This window comes from Streptomyces sp. IMTB 2501 (genome assembly GCF_001953885.1).
In the GTDB taxonomy this organism is placed as follows: domain Bacteria; phylum Actinomycetota; class Actinomycetes; order Streptomycetales; family Streptomycetaceae; genus Streptomyces.
Map to the genome: position 1 here is coordinate 1 of NZ_MQUS01000039.1, position 18,369 is coordinate 18,369.

Below are 18,369 nucleotides of genomic sequence, written 5' to 3' on the forward strand. Positions count from 1 at the left end.
CATCCCCTGAGCTGGGGTGTTGCGACGATCACTAGAACTCAAGAGGAGTCCGAGGCCGAATGGAGCGCCCCTCTGGGGAGAAACCCCAGGTCAGCGCGTTACTGCATGGTGCCCCCGGCAGGATTCGAACCTGCGACACCCGCTTTAGGAGTTCGATTGCAGCTCGGCTCTGCGGCGGAGCTGCGTGGTCGCCTCGGTCGAGCGGAGCCGTAGCCGTGTATTGGTGTATGGGGTCGTTGATGTCACTCGTGGATGTCAGGGTGCGTGCGACGAAAGCCCTGGTCAAGACTCCGCGGAACGGCTTGGATGAGCGGGTGATCGCTCTTCCACGAAGACACGTCCGCACCGTGGGTGCCATGGCCGCGATACTGAGCAGCCTGCTCCTGGGCAGCTGCAGTGCAAAAGCCGCGAGCAGCACTGGCCATCTTGGCTCCAGTGCCCAGCCGACCTCCGCCAAGCCTGCTGCCGCGCCTGCGGGCTCGGGCATGCCCGCGTTGACCACGGCTCAGCTCATCAAAAGGCTAATCACTCCCGAAGAACTCGGCCTCGGCTACAAGTCCTTTGGTGACAACCAGACGGGAGTGGACCAGCCGCCAGGCTTCCATACGCTCAAGCCTGGATCGGTCGCTTGTACCGACGCTATGGGCTCCTTCGCAATGAATCCCCGGGTTGGCAGGCTCTCGGCTAAGCAGTTCGCCGCCCGCACACTGGCAAATCCCACGACCCGGGCAGGCCTGAATGAATGGGTGGGCTCCTTCTCCAGCCCGGCCCAGGCCGAGCAGGCGACAAACAACCTGCTGGCCGACGCAGCCACTTGCCCTACCGCGACCGTCACCTCACCGACGCCCCCGGCGACAATGACTTTGACCCGGGTGCCTGCTCCGCACTACGGCGATCAAAGCGCAGAACTTCTCGCCGGCGGCACTGGCGTCACCGTTGCCGAGCCGATCCTTATCGTCCGATACGGAGCAAATCTGATGGCACTCACCATCGAGCCTGTCCACAACGGCGACGCCCTGGTCGCCGACGCTGCCGCCAACAAGCGCTTCATCAGCTAAGCGCAAGGCCGCCTGCGGCTAGGGATCTGACGCGTGTAGGCGCACGCTTTCCAACTGTGGTGGTGGGGTGTTGGGGTGCGTGCGGGAGCGTTCACCTGGGTTCATGGGGGATGGCCGGAGCGCGGGAGTGGGCCTCTGGTCTCGCCTGAACGTCCGCGAACGGCAATGAATGAGACGGAAACTGAGACGGTGGCGACCGTCCGGGTACCTGACCCTGCCCAGGTGAGCGCTCGAAAGTAACTCGCCACCGCGGTCTCGGCTTCGGCGGTGGGGCCAGCCGTACCGTCCAAGGTGTGCCCAGGCCTGTCTGTCCTGTGACAGCGCACCTTGAGCGTGTGCCATCGAAGTCTGAGCGACCGGCGTTCCTGGGGCAATGGTGGGGCGAGGCCCGACTCTGAGCTGATCGCCCTGGCTGGCCATGCCGGCCAACCAGGGCACCTACCTGTTCATCAGCATTCGCGGAGGCCGGGGCAGGGGCCTGGCCGGTGCTGACGTCCGCTGCCGGGACGTCCCCCCACGCTCCGTTGTCGAGCTGGGTCCAATACCAGATGTCGTTCCCGCTCCCGAGCTACCCCTGCGGGGTGTAGGTGAGCGTGATCAGTCCTTCGTTGCCCTGGGAGCCGGGGGCGGCGTCCTTGTGGTCGCCGCGGTGGTTGCTTCCGCCGCCGACGATGCCCGCTCCGTTACCGCCACGTCCGCCGTCCCCGTGCTGGTCGTGGAAGGGGGAAGGTTTGCCGCCCCAGCCGGCCATGCCCTGATTGTTGCGGGAGCCGTCCGCACCCTTCTTGCCCGGGTCAGCGGGAGCGGAGCTCGTCGTCCGGCCGTTGAAGCAGGAGCCGTCGCCGTGGGGCTGAGCCTGCCCGGCGGCGCCGCCGGTGCCGGAGCTGAAGGTGCCGGAGTGGTGCCCCGCGAAGCCGCCTCCGCCTCCGCCGGCGCGCGCGACGAGTTGGTCTTCGATGTACGTGGAACTGTCGCCGCCGGCCCCGCCATCGCCGCCGTCGGTGTTCGTGGCTCCGGCCGTGCCTGCGGCGCCGCCCTTGCCGACGGTCATGGTCAGCGTCATGTGGGGGCGGACCCCCATCGAGCAGGTGGCCTGGCTGCCGCTGGCACCGCCGCCGCCTCCCCCGCCGGTCAGCGCCCCGTTGTTGTTACCTCCGCCGCCTCCGCCGCCTCCGCCCGCGCCGACGACCAACAGCGTGACCCGCTTGACGCCTTCGGGCACGGTGAAGGTGTACGACCCGGGTCGGTCGTAGGTCTGGGTCACGGGAGCGGGTGCAGCGTGGGCAGCGACGGCGAGGGTCCACAGGGACACGACAGCCGCGGCCGCAGTAACAGGGAAGGTTTTCTTCATGCCCTGCCAACGATCTCCAGCCATCCAGGTGCTGGAGGGCGCGGCTATCTGCCGCCAAGACTCGATCGGATCCTCCCCGAGGGCCGGTCCCCACTCCCCAGACCCGACCAGAGGAACCCCCTGACCAGGCCGCTTAACCATCAATGGCACGCACCGGCGAATGGTCAATCTTCGATGGCAATGATCAAGGTTCGCTGTCACAGGACACTGTCCTCCGCCACCCGGCACGGTCTCTTTGCTGGCCTGAAAAATCGAACACATGCTTGAATTCGGCCATGCGACCGTTACCCGACCACCTTGCCCAGTCGCAGCAGGAGTGGAGTGCCACCTACCGGCAGCTTGCCGAGCGGCATGGCTGTACCGAGTTGCGTCGGCGTCTGTACCGGCTGTCGGCTCAGCTGTTCTTTCATCCCTACTGGCAGCAGCAGCGCCCGAGCCCTGCAGCCTGGCGGGAACTGCGTGATCTGGGACGCTCGGACGGGGACGTGAGTGAGCGGCTTCATCGATGACACGCTGGAATGCGGGGCCGCATGTCACGGACGATCCTGAACGCATGTCCGGACCGATTCGCGTGATCGTGCATCCGCCGTCGCCCACGGGTGGCCGGCGCGTACGCGTGGACGGCGAGATCCTCGGGCTGGCCCACAGCGTGGTCGACGTCGCGGAGTTCCTGCGCCGGGCCGGGCTGGAGATCGACCCGGCGGAGGTAGCAAGGGCCCCGTGGATCGACTGGCGCGGGGTAGGGCCGGAGCGCTGGGGTCCGGAGACGTGATGTCCTGGGCGTGTTGCGCCGGAGCCATCACCTTCTGATGCGTAGCTCTACAGAGATCGGTCGCTGACGGTCATAGGGGTCTCGTCATGGTCCTACAAGGGCACTGTCGGACGTGATCGGTTGCTGTGGTTGCTGTACTTCGTTGCTGTACCGCATCCCCTGAGCAGCGGGGTAAGCATCACCCTGCATCTGCGAAGTGACCAAGGTTCGATACCAAGCCTGTCTGTGCCTGAGCCCACGAAAGTCAGCCACGACGGCGGGTGAGCCGACTGATCAGGCGCGCGTGTGTCTCGCTGCACCCCCACCGGCCTTAGCCACGCTATCGGGCTTACCGTCGACCACAGCAAGCCGCGAGGGTTTACCCATGACGACCAACGCGTGTCGGCCGCGTGACATCAGCACGGCGGTTCGGGTACGCGGGGTGAAGTGCTCTCCAGCACGCCGTGCCGGACGGGACCGGGAGCGTGACACTGGAGGTATGCGGACTCGGCGGCACCTGCCGGCCCGGGCGGCGAACCAGAGACCCTACCGCTCGGTGACGGTCGAGGCCGAACTGGACGAGCCCCTGTCGCGCTGGCTGTGGCTGGTGAAGCCGGTCCTGCTCGTCCCCCACCACATAGCGTTGACGGCACTCTGGTTGCTGTTCGTCGCGGCAAGCGCGATCGCCTTCATCGCGATCCTGTTCACCGGGCGCTACCCGCGCGTGCTGTTCGCCTTCACCACAGGAGTGCTGCGCTGGACGTGGCGTGTGGCGTACTACTTCTCCGGGACGCTCGCCACCGATCGTTATCCGCCGTTCAGCCTGGGGGCCGTGCCCGGGTACCCGGCACGGGTGGAGATCGCCTATCCCGAGCGGCTGTCACGCGGCCTGGTGCTGGTGAAGTCGTGGTTGCTGCCCCTGCCGCACTTCCTCCTCCTGGGTCTCTCCGCGCTGGTCTTCCTCGCGGCCCAGTGGTGGGGCGGCCTCCTCTGGCTGCTGGTGGTGTGCGCCGTCGTGGTCTCGTGCTTTCTCGGGCCTGCGGCCATCCTGCTGTTCACAGGCCACTACCCCAGACGTCTCTTCGGCCCGATCGTCGGCTTCGGCCGCTGGATACTGCGCCTGCTGGCCTACGTGGCGCTGATGACGGACGAGTATCCGCCCCTGCGGATCGACGCCGGCGGCACCGAGCCGGCAGTGCCCCGAACGCCTGCAAGCGGCTGACCGGCTCGCCGACCGATCAGGCGCTCTTGCGCCTCATCGATCCCGACCGAACCGTCGGCCTCGTGCTCACTCCGCCGACCGCCCCGGCCACGACGTATCCCTTCTCTGACGTCAGGCGGCTGATTGCTGTGCGCGGCACGGTCAAGCGGCGGTGTGGTGAGAGTGGACTTCGGCATGTGGATCTCCGTAGTGATCGGAGACCCAGGTGTCAACGATGATCGTCAGTTTTAGACGGCCGCGTGTGGCTGTCTTGTCTCGGTTGATGCTTGACGCAGTGGCTTCACCTGATGCTTGACACCGCTTGCCTCGGCTTGGCTTTGCGCGTCTGATCGGCGCGTGCAGGGAGGGCCGGGGCCGTGCTGGTGGAGCTGAGCGTGGTCGAGCAGCGGTATCGCGCGGTCATGGAGTCGCGTCCAGGGTTCCGCCATTCAAGTCGCCGACCGCCCGGTGCGCCCTCAGCGGCGTGCTGCGACTGCTCCGGTGTACGTCTCGCGTGTCAGGTCCTTGGGGCTGATGCCGAGGTTGGTGAGGACGGCGCGGATATCGTTCAGGGCGGAGGCCAAGTCGTCCTCCTCGACGAGGGTTTCGACTTCGAGGAACGTGCCATCGATCTCGGGGACGCGGACGAGGGTTGCGAGCATCTTGCGGCCGTGGGCATCGAAGTCGTAGTTGCGGCAGCGCTTTTCGAAGGCGATGAACGGCACGTGTCCGAGACCGCGCAGGATGGCATGTGCTGCCTCGGCGTCCTCGACGCGGGTCTCGTGCTCGGGCTTGGATCCTGAGGCCTCGTCGACTGCGGCGGCCTTGTACGTGAGGACTGTGCGGGTTCCGTCCGTGCCGTGCACGGTGCGTACGCGTAGTTCTTCGCCGGCTTTGTCCAGGGAGCCGTCGGGCCGGTCGTAGTAGGTGTCTTGGTAGACCTCGACGCGGGCCGTCGCCAGTTCGTCGAGTTGCTGCGTGACTTTCTCGGGTGCGTGCACGCGGGCCTTCAACTCTGCCTCGATCACGAGCCGGTTCTCCTTTCCTCAGATCGTGCGCCGGGCACTGTCGACGACGGCCTCGAACATCCGGCGAAAGCCCCGGAATAGGGGGCCGTGCGGGGTTTCCGTCACCTTGTACGTTGCCGACTCGTGGCCTTCCCAGCCTGCGTCGAAGGCGCCTACGAACAGAGTGGAGTCTGTGCGGATGATCCGCCAGGTGGGCAGCATGCGGTAGCGCCATACGGCGATGTCGCATGTGTCTGCGAGCTCTCGTAGCCGCGCCTCTGCGAGTCGCACGCCGCCGGCGAGGGACTCTGAGGACTCGCCGATCTCGGCCGCGCGCCGAGCCAGGGCGGGGCTGTCCGGGTCCAGGAGGGCCACCCGGACGCGGAGGCCCTTTCCGCCCTGCTCGCGTGGCAGGCAGGCGCGCAAGAGGCTGTCGTTGAGACCGATCAGGCCAAGTCCACGCACGGCGAGGACGTCCAGCTCCTGCGCCCCGCGCGCTTGCTGCTGGATCTCCTGGGCTGCGGAGTGCTGGGTCGCGTATACGCGGACGACTTCAGGGAATGCTGCGAGGTCGAACGCTGCACCGCCTGACCGTTTCTCGCGGCCGACGGCCAGCCCGAGCAGGTGGCGGGCATCGTCGGGCATGTGCAGGCCGTCGGCGATCCGTTCGTACACGTCGAGTTTTGTGACTTCGCGGCGGCCGTTGATGATCTCGTTGACGCGGGCCTGGGTCATTCCTGCTGCGGTGGCAATGCGGGCCTGGCTGGCTCCGGCGTACTGCTGTACGTACCGGAACACAGCGCCTATGTCCCGCTCACGCAGGGCCTGACGCACCTCGGCGCGCTCCCACGCCCAGTCAGGCAGTTCGATCGGCTCCAGCGCGGTCCCCATGCACGGCCCCCGGTATCCACAACGGGATGGAAAGTCATCCCACCGTGAGATTACCGGAGCGGTATCGAGTCGACACGAAGCGTCACAAGATCCTGGCACGGACTCGCAGAGCCCGGCGGTCGTGCTAACGACCCCGGGCATGGCCAACCTGAGAGAGCAGGTCGACGTGGCAGAGACTACGGCCCGCCTACTGAGCCGGACATCCTTGGTGAGTCCGCCCCCTTCCTGGACGGTTGAGAGGTGGCTGGCATCCGCCCACCCGTCACCGGACACAGTCCGCCGAGAGTGGAGCAGCGCCGCGAAGCTCGCGCTGATCCCGCTGGGGAGGGCTTTCGATGCGGTCCGCCTTGCCGACGGCGTCGTGCACCGAACTGTCGGCAGCGATGACTCGTGCGTGGCAGCTGATCGGCTTGCGCAGTATCTAGTGGATGGCCCGGTCATCCACGATCCTGGGTTCCGCCGCTACTACGTCCTCGTACCGCCCAACACCGCCGAGACGTGGGGTACGCCGGTCGCGGAGTGCCTGGGCGAGGGCACCTACCTGGGTGTGCCGCGCGTGGACCGCACTGAGTTGGACGAGCACACGCAGGCCTCGTATTGGGTGCTGCCCATGACCCGTCCAGGCCACCTTTGCAAGCCGGCCGACGTGCTGGCGCTCGCGATGGCTGGTGGCTGCGTGACCGACGAGGGCGAGTCGTGAACGCGTCCACACTCAAGGCCATGCCGCTGGACCTTGAGACGACGCGCGCCTGCGCGGCGCGCGTACTCGCGACGGACACAGAGGCGCCGCACCCCGAGGAACTGGAGACCCTCACGCTCCAACTACGCGGTCACATCGTGGTGGCCATTCCCGAGGTCGAGACGGCCGCGCTGGCACTCCCCGAGGACGGGGTGCCCCGGGTCTGCGCGCTCTTCTGCGTCGGGGAAGCCCGCCTGCGGTTGAGCGCGGAACCCGGCCGGCACCTGTCCGCCCGCATCGCACATGCGCAACGCCTCGCCCGGTCCGTCCGCGCCCTGTGCGACCACTATGAGGACGGGTTCCATCAGTGCCCGAGCGGTCCCGAGCGCGCCGCGTACCTGCGCATGCTGCAGCACTACCCGGCATGCTCAGCGTGCCGGACTGTGGACGACAACGGCGAGGTCACTGGCGTATGCGCGACCGGGGACCGGCTCTACGAGCAGTATCGGCAGGCACGGCGCGGCCCCGCTGCTCCCTGACCGTCCCCGGAGGAAGGGAACGTGGCCTGCCGCACAGGACCGCCCGTGAGTGCTGGCGCATCAGCGGGTGTCCGTCCCGTTGATGTCACGCGGGGATGCGAATGGCCACCTACGGAGATCCGTAGGTGGCCTTTGCACTGGTGCCCCCGGCAGGATTCGAACCTGCGACACCCGCTTTAGGAGTGGGATCGAATCCTTGCCGGGTGGTACTCGTCGCTGTCACGCGGTGCTGTTTCGCCTGATCAGCGCCACGCGGCTTCATGCTCGATCCCGCTCGTGACGCCCGGTGCCGGACCGTCCGCTCACGCATCGCGCACGCATGGAGCCCGTGTCCGGGAGGGCGGGCCTGCAGGTGGTGCAGCTTCTCCTACCAGCTGGTCACCGGTGAGCGTGGAGCCCATCCGCCAGGTGGCCATGACTGTGCCGCCAGCCGCCCTGCACCTGTATGGCGTCAACAAGATGTGGATGATCGTTGTGGAGGTCGGTGTGCTCGTGCTCGACGGGCGTCTGCTCCTTCGGCGGCCACAGGCGTACAGCCAGCAGTCCGGCGACCAGTGTGATCACGCCGAGCGCGACTACCGCCGACTGGAGGCCGGCTGTCGCGCCGAGCCACCCGGCCAGCGGGTACGTCAGCAGCCAGCAGCTGTGGGAGAGGGAGAACTGGGCGGCGAACGCCTGGGCCCGTTCTCCCGGCGGGGCCGAGCGGCGGATCAGCCGTCCGGTCGGTGTGAGCACCATCGAGCACGCGGCGCCGAAGCCCGCCCAGGTGAGCAGGAGTGCGGGCCAGCGCCAGCCGCCGCTGCCGGCCGCGGTGACTGCGCCGAGTCCGCCGAAGACGAGCGTGAGCAGCAGGGCCCCGCTCAGCATCACCGCACGGTCGGAGACCCGGTCGAGGACACGGGGCAGGAGCAGCGCGACGATCATCGAGCCGGCGCCGTACGCGCCGAGCGCCAACGACACGTCGGCCGCGTCGAGGCCCAGCCCGTCGCGGACGTAGACCACGCTGTTGACGGTGACCATCGCGCTCGCCGCCGCCACCGCCAGGTTGAGCGCGAGTAGGGCGCGCAGTTGAGGGATGACGAAGAACAGGCGGGTGCCGGCGGTTGCCTTGGCGCATGCGCCGCCGGTGCGCGGAGTCTCGGGGACGGTCGGTTTCGGCAGCACCGTCGAGATCACGAGGGCGGCGGAGGCGAGGAAGCCGGCCACCGTGCCGAGAAACAGCCAGTTGTACGTGATCACGGAGAGCAGGGCGGCGGCGAGTGCCGGGCTGAACAGGCTCTCCAGGTCGTAGGCGAGGCGGGACAGCGACAGGGCCTGGGTGTAGTCGCGCTCTGCGGGCAGGACGTCGGGGATGACGGCCTGGAACGTGGGCGTGAAGGCCGCCGATGCCGACTGGAGCAGGAAGACCAGGACGTAGACCTGCCAGACCTGGTCCACGAAGGGCAGGCTCAGGGCGACCGCGGCCCGGGTCAGGTCGGCGCCGACCATCAGCGTGCGGCGCGGCAGCCGGTCGGCGACCGCGCCGATCGCCGGGGCGATCCCGACGTACGCCACCATCTTGATCGCCAGCGCCGTGCCGAGCACCGAGCCGGCTCCGGCGCCCGCGATGTCGTACGCGAGCAGGCCGAGCGCGACGGTGGCCAGGCCGGTGCCGATCAGGGCGATGACCTGGGCGGTGAAGAGGCGGCGGTAGGTGCGGTCGCGCAGGACGGTGAACATACGGCGGTCCCCCGGCGGCAGAAATCGTGTGAGCGTTGCCGCCTCCACTGTACTCATAGGTGCGCATCTGCGTACATGTTGACTTCGCGCCAATGCGGCCGCTTGCCCCGAATGCATTGCCCGGCCACTACGCTGTGTGCATGCCCGCCCGCGAGCCCCTGCCACCTGCATCAAATGCGCATCTGCGCCCTCCGGACAGTGCGCGTCTCGCGGAGGCGACCGAGGTGTTCGCGCTGCTGTCCGACGCGACGCGTCTGCATCTGCTGTGGCTGCTTGCACAGGGGGAGTCGGACGTCACCACCCTGACCGAGCAGTGTGCGGCCTCGCGCACGGCGGTCAGTCAGCATCTGGCCAAGCTCCGGCTCGCGGGACTGGTGGAGACGCGCCGCGAGGGCCGGCACGTGCACTACCGGCTGAGCGACGGACACCTGCGGCGGCTGGTGATGGAAGCGCTCAGCCACGCCGACCACCGGGTCAGCGGAACGGCTCCGCACGACTGACCCCGGCCGGCGTCGGGAGGAGGAAGTGGCGGTTCGTCCGTATGCCGCCTCTCGACGGTGGCCCGCCGCCCCGGTGGATGCGGCGCAGGCGGTGGCTCGGCTGGTCCGTCGGGGCGGGAATTGCCGCCCGGGCACCGGGCTTGCGCCGGCTCGTGGTGGTCTCGGGGTGCTCTGGTTATGTGATCACACTATCGGCGCGCCTATGTCTGGAGTGGGGTATTTTCTCACTAATCTCCATAACCGCAAGCGGGCGATCCGTCACCGACTGCATCCGCAATGCACACCATGGAGATGACATGCACAAGCTTCGCAAGACCGCTGCCCTGGTCGCGGCCCTCGGCAGCGTCGGGCTCCTGGCTTCCGGGACCGCCTACGCCGGCGGCGAGGGGGGCGGCGCCAGCGTCCTACAGAGCGCCAACTGCCGGTCGCACGACATCGACGCCGACGTCCTCGGCGAGGTCGGGATCCTCAACGGCGTGCTGGGGAACGCGATCAACGGCGAGGGTGACCCGGGCGCGCAGAAATCCCACATGCACTCGGAAATGGGCTGCAATAGCAGCGCCTGGTAGGACGTTGGTTCAGCAATTCTTGACGGCGGACAGCGACCTCGTGCTCCATCCAGCTCATGACGCGCTGCTCCGTGCGCTGCCGGGCGCCGACGGGCCCTCGGAACCCATAGGCTCACTGTAACCACGGTTTCTATGCACTATCAACGGTTCCGGAGTCGGTCGGCGTTGCCGCGTGGCGTCGGGAATGCCGCGAGATCTACTGCAATGGTTGCGTCATAGTGTGTTGGCGGGCCCTGCGGGCTCGTCCGGAGTGCCAGGGGAGCGCGGATGACCCTGAACAGGCAGGCGGAACGGCGGGCGCGCAGCACGATTCGGGTGATGCGGCCGGTCTGGGTGGCCATGCTGCTGGCAGCGGCCGGTCTGGCGGGCTGCAGCGGTCCGAGCCACGCCCCGACCCGCGCCCATTCGCCCTCCCCGGGAGTAGCGCAGACGACCGACCAGAAGAGCCGGGCAGCGGGCCTGCCGGGAATGCCGACTGTGCTGGACCCGAACGACATCTACGCGGCGGACCGTCCCGGCCTGCTCTCCAAGGTGGTCACGGGCTTCCCAGCACGGATCTACGTGCCGAACCTGCGTAGCAACACCGTGACGGTGATCGACCCCGCCACCTACCGGGTCGTAGACACCCTCCCTGTGGGCCGCGAGCCGCAGCATGTTGTCCCTTCCTGGGACCTGAAGACGCTGTGGGTCAACAACGACCTGGGCAACTCGCTCACCCCGATCGACCCGTCCACCGGCCACGCAGGCAAGCGGGTGGCGGTGGAAGACCCGTACAACCTCTACTTCACCCCCGACGGCCGCTACGCGGTGGTGATGGCCTCGAACCTCAAGCGGTTGGACTTCCGTGATGCGCATTCGATGGCGCTGGTCAAATCGGCGCCGGTGGCCTGTGCGGGGGTCAACCACGCCGACTTCTCCGCCGACGGCCGCTACTTCATCGTCTCCTGCGAGTTCAGCGGCGACCTGCTCAAGGTCGACACCGCGCGGATGAGAGTGATCGCCCGGCAGAAACTTCCCGGCGGCCGCAGCATGCCCCAGGACGTGAAAGTCTCTCCGGACGGCCGCACCTGGTACATCGCCGACATGACCCGCGACGGCGTATGGGTGCTCGACGGAGACCGTTTTACTGCTCCGCATTTGTTGCCCACCGGCAAGGGAGCGCACGGCTTGTACGTCAGCCGCGACTCGCGCACCCTGTTCATCTCCAACCGCGGCGAGGGCACCATCTCCCTGCTCGACCTCCCGTCGGGCCGACTGCGGGGCAAGTGGCGGCTGCCTGGCGGCGGCAGCCCCGACATGGGCGGTCTCTCCGCGGACGGCAAGGTGCTGTGGCTGTCCGGCCGTTACCACAACACGGTCTACGCAATCGCCACCAGTGACGGCCACCTCATCAAGAAGATTCCCGTCGGCATTGAGCCCCATGGCCTGTGCGTCTACCCGCAGCCGGGGCGCTATTCCCTTGGCCACACCGGAGTTTTCCGTTAAGGCGGCCTCCCCCGCTGCGGCCCTTGGCGATGTAGGGCTCGCCGCGCTCACGGCTTGGGTGAGGAGCCGAGCGGGGCGTCTGCCGGAGGCACACGGCCAGATGGAGAGCCCACCTGGCCGGGGCCTCCGGTCCCGCAGCGGTGAGCGGGGTCTATGCCGTGGGTACGGCCGGGTTGGTGGCGTCCAGGGCCGGGCGGAGCGCCTTGGCGAGGGTGACGCCGTCGGCGGTGGCCCAGTAGTGCAGGTAGAACAGGCGGGGCTGGTCGTTCAGGGCGTGGTTGTGCAGTTCGACGATGTCGATGTTGCCCTTCCGCAGTGCCTGGATGACCTTCTGCACCTCGGGTGCGGTCATGACGAAGTCTCCGTTGATGGCTGCCTTGTTGCCGCCCAGCGGCTGGAAGTTGATGCCGGTGGTCAGGCCGAGGGCGGGCGGCAGCACGTGCGTGCCGTCTGTGATCGTGTTCGCGCGGGCGATGGTGAACTTGTAGATGCCGCCGTCGGCGGCGCCCTTGCGGCCGAGCGCCTTGTCGATGCCGGTCGTGTCCAGCGCGATGGGCGGCTGGGTGGCAGGGGGCGGCGAGGCCGGCGGGATGGCTGTGGCGTCCAGCGCGGACTTCAGGCCCTTGGCGAGCTTCACCGGGTCGCCCATGGCGTGGATGTGGGTCCACCAGATGGCCGGGGTCTGCTGGAGCAGGTGCTTGTGCAGGGCGGTCTGTTCGATGCCGGCGGCCTGGAGGGCGTCGGTGACCTTGGGCAGTTCGGTCTCGGTGACGACCAGGTCGCCCATGAGCATGGTGCCGTCGTGGTACTTGGCGAAGTTCGCGTACCCGCCGAGCGACAGGCCCGGCTTGATGGCGACGCCCTGGGTGGTGACCTTGAGGTCCTTGCGGGCCAGCACGACATGGTAGACGGTGCCCTTCATCAGGGTGCCGGTGCGGCCGAGGGTGCCGGCGACAGGCTTCCAGTCCGCCGCGGTCGTCTGCATGGGCTGCTGTGCCTGGTCATGCTCGGCCATATGGTCCGCGACCCCGTGCGTGTCGCCCGCCGAAGCGTCGCTTTTGGCATCGGTTCCGCAGCCGGCTAACAGGCCGCTGCTTGCCACCAGAAGGAGCGCGGCCGCCGTCCCGACGACCGGCTTTATGTGTGAACGGGGTGACATCACCACTCCTCGGGCTCGTCGGCGATGGTGCCTGTGTGGCCAGACAAACGGCATCTGGCGACGCCGGCAGGACAAGCGCCTCCATTCGGGTGGCTTCATGAAAGCTTCATCAGCAGCCAGGATCGTGGCAGGCAAACAGCGTGGGAGCCGACGGCAGAAGGAGAGGGAAGGCACGGATGCGGATCCTGGTGGTGGAGGACGAGCCCAAGATGCGGGACCTGCTGCGCCGGGCTCTGACGGAGGAGGGGTACGCCGTCGACACGGCCGCCGACGGGCCCCAGGCCATCGCCCTGACCGATGTGGCCGCGTTCGACGCGATGGTGCTGGACGTGATGCTGCCCGGCCTGGACGGCTTCGAGGTCTGCGCCGCCATCCGGCGACGCGGCACTTGGGTACCGGTGCTGATGCTGACCGCCAAGGACGCCGTCGCCGACCGCGTGCGCGGCCTCGACGGGGGAGCGGACGACTACCTGACCAAACCGTTCAGCCTGGAGGAACTCTTCGCGCGGCTGCGAGTGCTGATACGCCGAGGCCCGTTCGACCGCCCGGCTGTCCTCGCCGCCGGCGATCTGCGTCTGGATCCGGCGACCCGGACCGTACGACGCGGCGCGGAAGAAATCCCCCTGACCGGCAAGGAGTACGGCCTCCTCGAAGCACTCATGCGCCGTCCCGGCACCGTCCTGACCCGCGCCATGCTCGTGGAACACTGCTGGGACTTGGGCACCAGTCCCGGCTCCAACGTCGTCGACGCCCACATCAAGGCGCTGCGCGCAAAGATCGACCGCCCCTACGAGACCCAGGCCGTCGAGACCGTCCGCGGTGCCGGATACCGGATCCGCCCGGATGGCGGCCGCGCCGCCACCCGCACCCCATGAACCACATACGTGAAAACCGGTGACGGTGTACTCGAAAGAGTCGGCGCATTGGCCAAGGACAGGCGATGCGGCCTTCAGCCAATCGCCGTTAGCCACCTCGCGGCGGTGGTGGCTTCCGCCAGTCAGTGCAGGATCAGCCCGAGGGCCCCGGCGACGAGGACGACATAAGGCTCGGGAATCTTGAAGCGCCACAGCAGGCCGAGAGTGACCAGGGCGATGGCGCCGGTGGGAATGTCGATGACGGCCTGACGGGTGAGCACGACGACCGCACCGGCCAGGGCACCGGCAGCGGCGGCCGTGGCCCCGGTGACGAAAGCCTTGACCTGCCGGTTCTCGCGGTGGCGGACGAACCAGCGGCCGGGGACGACCACGCCGAGATAGATCGGGGTGAAGATCGCGACCGTGGCGACGAGGGCGCCAGTGACGCCGCCGACCAGGTAGCCGATGAACGCGGCAGTGATGACGACCGGGCCGGGGGTGATCAGCCCCATGGCCACGGCGTCGAGGAACTGGGCCTGGGTGAGCCAGTGGTGCTGGGTGACCACGCCCTCGCGGAGCAGCGGGACAATCGCCAGGCCGGAGCCGAAGACCAGGGCACCGGTCTTGAGGAAGAACAGGCCGAGCGAGGCGAGTGTGCCGCCGGTACCAAGGGCGCCCAGCGCCAACGGGACCGGCGTGATGCCGTGGGCGCGGTTGCCGAGGCGGGGCAGGCGGAGGGTGGGGCGGGCATCGAGGAGGATGAGGAGCAGCCCGGCACCGACGATCAGGTAGATCGGCTCTCGGCCCGTCGTGGCGGTGACCGCGAAGACGGTGGCGCTGATCGCCCAGGCGCGCCAGTCCTTGTGGTTGGTGAGCCGGAGCAGTTTGTAGGCGGCGATGGTGATGATCGCCATGACGGCGGGCGCGATGCCGTAGAACAGTGACTGCACCACGCTCAGGCCCGAGTAGTGCGAGTAGACCGCCGCCACCGCCATCACCATCAGGAACGACGGCGCGATGAAGGCGAACGCGGTGGCTGCGGCTCCGATCGCGCCGCGTTTGAGGTAGCCGACCCACATCGCCACCTGCGCGGCGAGCGGGCCCGGCATCGTCTGCCCCAGCGCAACGCCGTCGAGGAAGTCCTGCTTGCGTATCCAGCCGCGCTGTTCCACCAGGTCGCGCTGCATGTAGCCCACCACGGCGATCGGCCCGCCGAAACCGAGCGTGCCCAGACGCAGGAAGTACCTCAGGACCGCGCCGAAACCGGTGCCGTCAGATGTCGTCCTCCGGGTCGGTGTGAGGGGCGCAGGATCGTTCGAGGCGTCGTGTGCGTTCTGGGAGTCCACGGGCTTACCGTAACCACGGTTGCATCGATGGCTCAATAGGGGCCTGGCCAGCCCCAAGGTGATCAGGCGACCCGAAGGGCACGGCTCCGCCAGCTACGGCTCGCCCGCCTTCCGCCCCCGGCCTTCAGCCTTCGGGTGAAACCATCGTTACCCTGGATTCCAGAGGAGGTGAACCTCATGTCCGACCCCAAGCACCCCTGGGCGGAGCAAGCGCCTCCGGGCTCCAACGGCAAACCGGCGGCCGGCAGGCATGTCCCGCGGTGGGGGATAGTCCTCTTCTGGATCCTGGTCGTCGTTGTCGTTCTGATGTTGCTCTCGCAACTCGACCTCTTCGGCGACTGACCCTCGCCCGGCTCTCGGTTCAGGCGGGAAGCGGCTGATGCATGCTCGCGCATGCCACGGTTATTCATGGTGAGGTGATCTCATGTCCGGCCACAAGAATCCGTGGGAAGCGCCGCAATCACCACGCGATGGGAGGCCAGTCAGCAGGGGCGTCCCCCGGTGGGTGAGGGTCCTGCCGTGGATCGTGATTGCCGTCGTCATTGTGCTGTTCCTGTGGGAGGTCGGCTTCTTCGCCGGCTGACTCGGCGCTACAGCCTGGTTCAGGCGGGGGCACGGCCGAGCAGCAGGCCGAGTTGGCGTGCTCGCAGGAGACCGTCGAAAAGCGCCCGGCCGAGCGAGGACCGGCTCGTCCGCGTAGCACGATGTCGAAGCAGGTGCCCCTGGCGTGTGGTTGTGCTGGGCGTCCCAGCCGGCCTCGCGCACGATCTCGGTGCGCCACGTCTTGGTACCTGATGAAGCTGTATGCAGTCGCCCGAATGGCGTGCTCTTCATGACAACTTCATCGGCGGCCGCTTGTCTGACCATATAACTTCATCGACAACGGTCTGGATGAGGAGTAGTCGTGGCACCCCGTTCGCGTACGAAGCTTGTCGCAGGGACGGCGGCCGCGCTCGGCGGTGTGCGGGCGGCCGTGGCCCAGACCGCCGCGCACGGCACCGAGTAGCAGCCCATGCCCATCACCACCGGCATCAACTTCCAGTCGATGGGGGCCGACAGGGACGTCATCAATGGAGACTTCGTTGCAGCGGTCACCACAGACCTCCGCCAGAGTCCGCCGCCGGCAGCAGTCGATCCGGCACACCTGCGATGAACGCCCATGTCAGCATCGACACGGCGGCTGAGCGGGTGCGGTCTGTGCTGGTCTCGGCCCAGTCGTTGACTTTGCACAGCCCGAGCCATCGCGCCGAGTTGGTTGGGCGGCACCAGGTTCTCGACGACGGTCGTATGGCCGTCGAGCTACCCACCGACCACTGCATGACCCGCCAACTCATCAGCGATGGCCAACAGCTCGCGATGATCGAGGTGACGGACCTGGTGCCCGTCCCCGTGCGTGACCGGATCAGGTGCCGCGTCACGCTCACGGGGTCGCTCGCTCCTGTCGGCGTCGGCACTGACGACGGCGAACTGTTCGCGCTGTTTCACCCGTCGAGCGCGGAGCTGGTGAGGGACGGGCAAACGCTGACGGTGGAACCGACCGTGCTCGCAGACGCTCGGCCCGACCCTTTTGCCACCTCGGAGGCCAAGCTTCTGTGCTACCTCAGCGATCACCGACGGGATGTGATCGAGTTGCTTGTCCAACTGCTACCGCCCGAGCAACGGCTCGGTATGCGGACGGCACAGCCAGTGCAGCTCGACCGGCTCGGCATCGTCGTGAGACTTGAGTTGCCCGGCGGGGACCACGACATTCGGCTGGACTTCCCCACGCCCGCCGACAACCTGGACGAGCTGAACGCCTGCCTGGACGCCTTGCTCGCCAGAGCCCGAAACGGCCGACAGCCATCACCCTGAGTCCTCGGCCCTCGCGCACCGTCGCGCGGCCGACGGTGTGCAGTTGCGGCGCGAGTGCCTTCTGCGAGACATGTGCACCGGCCAATCGCCCCGGCGAGCCGGTACTGCCACGTCGCGGCGGGTCAGGCGGGTTCGCGACCGAGGAGGAGGCCGCGCTTGATGTATTCGTACAATCCGTCGAAGAGGGGTGCTGTCAGGGCGAGGGTCTGTTCGTCGGTGCAGATCATGGACAGGCCGCGCAGAGCGACGTCGAGGCCGCAGGCTTCGGGTGCGTCGTAGCGTTCGTCGTCCAGGTCGGCTTCGTGCACGATCTCGGCGATCCGCCAGAGCACGGGGTCGGTGAGGTCGTGCCTGCGCAGGATCGTCTCGAAGGTGCAGTCGCCTCCGCGGTGGCCCAACTCCACTCCGCGCATGTCGAACGGGGTGGCGTCGGAGGGGACTGCGGCCGGGTCGGTGACGAACGCGAACTCGGCGTCCTGGTCGAGGAACCGGCGGATCAGCCACGCGCAGGCGGCGCGGTCGATGTGGACTCCCGCCCTGGTTGCCCACCTCATGGACCAGGTACCTCCGCTGGTGTGTATGTCTACTGCTTTGGAGCCTTCAGCGAGACCGACGACCCTACCGGTGCTTTCCGGCGACGGACACCGGGCGCGCCGGTACCTGCGGTGAGGCGGTCGACGGCGGCGTGCGCCTCGTCGCGTTCGGCCGGGGGGAAGAAGTCGCGTCGGCCTATGCGCCGCAACTCGGCGCGCAGCCGCCGCGATGCCCGCTCCCGCTCGGCCGCTGGTTCAGCCTCCAGCGCGTCAGCCTCGTCGACGATCTTCCGGTACTCCTCAGCGCGGGCGGCCGCCATCGTGGCGGCCAGGTCTCGTTCCTGGGCCCGGGTGCCGGGCTGGGCAAGCCAGATGCCTGCTGTGCCGCCGGCCTCGGTGACCTCTTCGGCAATCCACTCCAGCTGCTCACGAGTGCGGGCGTCGGCGGGGAGAGTGACTAGCCCATCGGAGATCTGCGCTACACCCAGGCGCTTGAGCTTGCGCCAGACCGCGATCCGCGGCGTGGAAGGCTCGCGGGGCATTCGGTAGGACAGTAGAACCCACTGCCCCGGGCGGTCGGCGCTCGCATCGGTAGGCCGGGAGGTGCCGTGGGTGCCGTGCGCGGCCGGTTCGTCTGCCACCTCGGATACCTCCAAACCGCTCGCCATGCCGACGCCACCGGCCTGCTTCCCAAATGTAACCCTGGTTGCGCCGCCTTGCGAGCGGTCGGGAAGACTGGGGGTGGGTGACGCGGTCCACAGCCCGAACAGGGTTGCATGTGAGCGGGGCCGCGCTATGCAGCCGCAGGCTCCATGCTATCTGCACTGATATCACCCCAGACGGATGCGTCACGTGAGCTGGGCCGCCGGGCGTGCT

20 protein-coding genes are annotated in these 18,369 nt (G+C 68.0%); 12 read left to right on the forward strand and 8 right to left on the reverse strand.

The features are described 5' to 3' along the window. Window positions 1–356 precede the first annotated feature (356 nt). Window positions 357–1,058, forward strand: coding sequence for a hypothetical protein (locus AV521_RS48895; RefSeq protein WP_143658734.1), 702 nt, complete (start codon window positions 357–359; stop codon window positions 1,056–1,058). A 568-nt stretch (window positions 1,059–1,626) separates the two neighbouring features. Here AV521_RS48895 and AV521_RS47160 read toward each other — a convergent pair. After that, a complete protein-coding gene (locus tag AV521_RS47160) occupies window positions 1,627–2,322 on the reverse strand; it encodes a glycine-rich domain-containing protein (RefSeq protein WP_218639404.1) in 696 nt (231 codons plus the stop codon). Window positions 2,323–2,962: 640 nt separating this feature from the next. On the opposite strand from AV521_RS47160, the gene AV521_RS40385 reads away from it, so the two are divergent. Both AV521_RS40385 and AV521_RS40390 read left to right on the forward strand, forming a co-directional pair. Beyond that, the gene (locus AV521_RS40385) at window positions 2,963–3,181 is read left to right on the forward strand and encodes a hypothetical protein (RefSeq protein ID WP_076096227.1); all 219 of its coding nucleotides are present in this window, start codon (window positions 2,963–2,965) and stop codon (window positions 3,179–3,181) included. A gap of 478 nt (window positions 3,182–3,659) precedes the next feature. After that, complete coding sequence (locus AV521_RS40390) at window positions 3,660–4,382, forward strand: DUF4389 domain-containing protein (protein ID WP_076096229.1); 723 nt, start codon at window positions 3,660–3,662, stop codon at window positions 4,380–4,382. 455 nt (window positions 4,383–4,837) lie between these two features. On the opposite strand, the gene cyaB is transcribed toward AV521_RS40390, so the two are convergent. After that, the gene (cyaB, locus tag AV521_RS40395; protein ID WP_076096231.1) at window positions 4,838–5,389 is read right to left on the reverse strand and encodes a class IV adenylate cyclase; all 552 of its coding nucleotides are present in this window, start codon (window positions 5,387–5,389) and stop codon (window positions 4,838–4,840) included. 18 nt (window positions 5,390–5,407) lie between these two features. Next, a complete protein-coding gene (locus AV521_RS40400) occupies window positions 5,408–6,259 on the reverse strand; it encodes a helix-turn-helix transcriptional regulator (protein ID WP_076096233.1) in 852 nt (283 codons plus the stop codon). Window positions 6,260–6,683: 424 nt separating this feature from the next. Here AV521_RS40400 and AV521_RS51755 point away from each other — a divergent pair, with 424 nt between their 5' ends. Together AV521_RS51755 and AV521_RS49785 are read left to right on the forward strand one after the other, a co-directional pair. Further along, window positions 6,684–6,959: a hypothetical protein gene (locus AV521_RS51755; protein ID WP_256725893.1), complete on the forward strand. Its 276-nt coding sequence runs from the start codon at window positions 6,684–6,686 to the stop codon at window positions 6,957–6,959. 20 nt (window positions 6,960–6,979) lie between these two features. Next, window positions 6,980–7,477, forward strand: a complete 498-nt coding sequence (locus tag AV521_RS49785; RefSeq protein WP_179023757.1) for a DUF6415 family natural product biosynthesis protein — start codon at window positions 6,980–6,982, stop codon at window positions 7,475–7,477. Window positions 7,478–7,855: 378 nt separating this feature from the next. Here the strand turns inward: AV521_RS49785 and AV521_RS40415 are convergent, their stop codons facing one another. Then, on the reverse strand, window positions 7,856–9,196 hold the full coding sequence (locus AV521_RS40415; protein WP_076096239.1) for an MFS transporter: 1,341 nt from the start codon (window positions 9,194–9,196) through the stop codon (window positions 7,856–7,858). 140 nt (window positions 9,197–9,336) lie between these two features. On the opposite strand from AV521_RS40415, the gene AV521_RS40420 reads away from it, so the two are divergent. The 3 genes from AV521_RS40420 (at window position 9,337) to AV521_RS40430 (ending at window position 11,750) form a co-directional block, all read left to right on the forward strand. Next, window positions 9,337–9,696, forward strand: coding sequence for a helix-turn-helix transcriptional regulator (locus AV521_RS40420; protein ID WP_076096241.1), 360 nt, complete (start codon window positions 9,337–9,339; stop codon window positions 9,694–9,696). A 296-nt stretch (window positions 9,697–9,992) separates the two neighbouring features. After that, window positions 9,993–10,265, forward strand: a complete 273-nt coding sequence (locus AV521_RS40425) for a hypothetical protein (protein WP_076096244.1) — start codon at window positions 9,993–9,995, stop codon at window positions 10,263–10,265. Between the two features lie 318 nt (window positions 10,266–10,583). Then, window positions 10,584–11,750 (forward strand): YncE family protein, encoded by a 1,167-nt coding sequence (locus tag AV521_RS40430; RefSeq protein WP_079249654.1) that lies wholly within the window; start codon window positions 10,584–10,586, stop codon window positions 11,748–11,750. 151 nt (window positions 11,751–11,901) lie between these two features. Here the strand turns inward: AV521_RS40430 and AV521_RS40435 are convergent, their stop codons facing one another. Beyond that, complete coding sequence (locus AV521_RS40435) at window positions 11,902–12,765, reverse strand: DUF1259 domain-containing protein (RefSeq protein WP_256725894.1); 864 nt, start codon at window positions 12,763–12,765, stop codon at window positions 11,902–11,904. A 320-nt stretch (window positions 12,766–13,085) separates the two neighbouring features. Here AV521_RS40435 and AV521_RS40440 point away from each other — a divergent pair, with 320 nt between their 5' ends. Beyond that, window positions 13,086–13,784, forward strand: coding sequence for a response regulator transcription factor (locus AV521_RS40440; protein WP_076096252.1), 699 nt, complete (start codon window positions 13,086–13,088; stop codon window positions 13,782–13,784). A gap of 122 nt (window positions 13,785–13,906) precedes the next feature. Here AV521_RS40440 and chrA read toward each other — a convergent pair whose 3' ends face one another. Next, entirely contained in the window at window positions 13,907–15,109 is a 1,203-nt protein-coding gene (gene chrA, locus AV521_RS40445) for a chromate efflux transporter (protein ID WP_079249646.1), read from the reverse strand. 177 nt (window positions 15,110–15,286) lie between these two features. Between chrA and AV521_RS49790 the strand changes: the two genes are divergently transcribed. The 3 genes from AV521_RS49790 (at window position 15,287) to AV521_RS40450 (ending at window position 16,960) form a co-directional block, all read left to right on the forward strand. Beyond that, window positions 15,287–15,451, forward strand: a complete 165-nt coding sequence (locus AV521_RS49790; RefSeq protein ID WP_179023759.1) for a hypothetical protein — start codon at window positions 15,287–15,289, stop codon at window positions 15,449–15,451. A gap of 670 nt (window positions 15,452–16,121) precedes the next feature. Beyond that, the gene (locus AV521_RS49795; protein ID WP_179023762.1) at window positions 16,122–16,262 is read left to right on the forward strand and encodes a hypothetical protein; all 141 of its coding nucleotides are present in this window, start codon (window positions 16,122–16,124) and stop codon (window positions 16,260–16,262) included. Beyond that, a complete protein-coding gene (locus AV521_RS40450) occupies window positions 16,259–16,960 on the forward strand; it encodes a DUF2470 domain-containing protein (protein ID WP_076096254.1) in 702 nt (233 codons plus the stop codon). Before AV521_RS49795 ends, AV521_RS40450 begins: the two co-directional genes overlap by 4 nt. Before the next feature lie 122 nt (window positions 16,961–17,082). Here AV521_RS40450 and AV521_RS40455 read toward each other — a convergent pair whose 3' ends face one another. Together AV521_RS40455 and AV521_RS40460 are read right to left on the reverse strand one after the other, a co-directional pair. Further along, entirely contained in the window at window positions 17,083–17,514 is a 432-nt protein-coding gene (locus tag AV521_RS40455) for a chromate resistance protein ChrB domain-containing protein (RefSeq protein WP_076096256.1), read from the reverse strand. A 29-nt stretch (window positions 17,515–17,543) separates the two neighbouring features. Further along, window positions 17,544–18,134 (reverse strand): Chromate resistance protein ChrB, encoded by a 591-nt coding sequence (locus tag AV521_RS40460; protein ID WP_218639403.1) that lies wholly within the window; start codon window positions 18,132–18,134, stop codon window positions 17,544–17,546. Window positions 18,135–18,369: the final 235 nt, after the last annotated feature.

What these genes read in the sequence shown, in the direction of transcription:
- AV521_RS48895 (WP_143658734.1), top strand. Translation starts at nt 357, where the DNA reads ATGGCCGCGATACTGAGCAGCCTGCTCCTGGGCAGCTGCAGTGCAAAA.
- AV521_RS40385 (WP_076096227.1), top strand. Translation starts at nt 2,963, where the DNA reads ATGTCCGGACCGATTCGCGTGATCGTGCATCCGCCGTCGCCCACGGGT.
- AV521_RS40390 (WP_076096229.1), top strand. Translation starts at nt 3,660, where the DNA reads ATGCGGACTCGGCGGCACCTGCCGGCCCGGGCGGCGAACCAGAGACCC.
- AV521_RS40400 (WP_076096233.1), bottom strand. Translation starts at nt 6,259, where the DNA reads ATGGGGACCGCGCTGGAGCCGATCGAACTGCCTGACTGGGCGTGGGAG.
- AV521_RS49785 (WP_179023757.1), top strand. Translation starts at nt 6,980, where the DNA reads ATGCCGCTGGACCTTGAGACGACGCGCGCCTGCGCGGCGCGCGTACTC.
- AV521_RS40415 (WP_076096239.1), bottom strand. Translation starts at nt 9,196, where the DNA reads ATGTTCACCGTCCTGCGCGACCGCACCTACCGCCGCCTCTTCACCGCC.
- AV521_RS40420 (WP_076096241.1), top strand. Translation starts at nt 9,337, where the DNA reads ATGCCCGCCCGCGAGCCCCTGCCACCTGCATCAAATGCGCATCTGCGC.
- AV521_RS40425 (WP_076096244.1), top strand. Translation starts at nt 9,993, where the DNA reads ATGCACAAGCTTCGCAAGACCGCTGCCCTGGTCGCGGCCCTCGGCAGC.
- AV521_RS40430 (WP_079249654.1), top strand. Translation starts at nt 10,584, where the DNA reads ATGCGGCCGGTCTGGGTGGCCATGCTGCTGGCAGCGGCCGGTCTGGCG.
- AV521_RS40435 (WP_256725894.1), bottom strand. Translation starts at nt 12,765, where the DNA reads ATGGCCGAGCATGACCAGGCACAGCAGCCCATGCAGACGACCGCGGCG.
- AV521_RS40440 (WP_076096252.1), top strand. Translation starts at nt 13,086, where the DNA reads ATGCGGATCCTGGTGGTGGAGGACGAGCCCAAGATGCGGGACCTGCTG.
- AV521_RS49790 (WP_179023759.1), top strand. Translation starts at nt 15,287, where the DNA reads ATGTCCGACCCCAAGCACCCCTGGGCGGAGCAAGCGCCTCCGGGCTCC.
- AV521_RS49795 (WP_179023762.1), top strand. Translation starts at nt 16,122, where the DNA reads ATGCCCATCACCACCGGCATCAACTTCCAGTCGATGGGGGCCGACAGG.
- AV521_RS40450 (WP_076096254.1), top strand. Translation starts at nt 16,259, where the DNA reads ATGAACGCCCATGTCAGCATCGACACGGCGGCTGAGCGGGTGCGGTCT.
- AV521_RS40455 (WP_076096256.1), bottom strand. Translation starts at nt 17,514, where the DNA reads ATGAGGTGGGCAACCAGGGCGGGAGTCCACATCGACCGCGCCGCCTGC.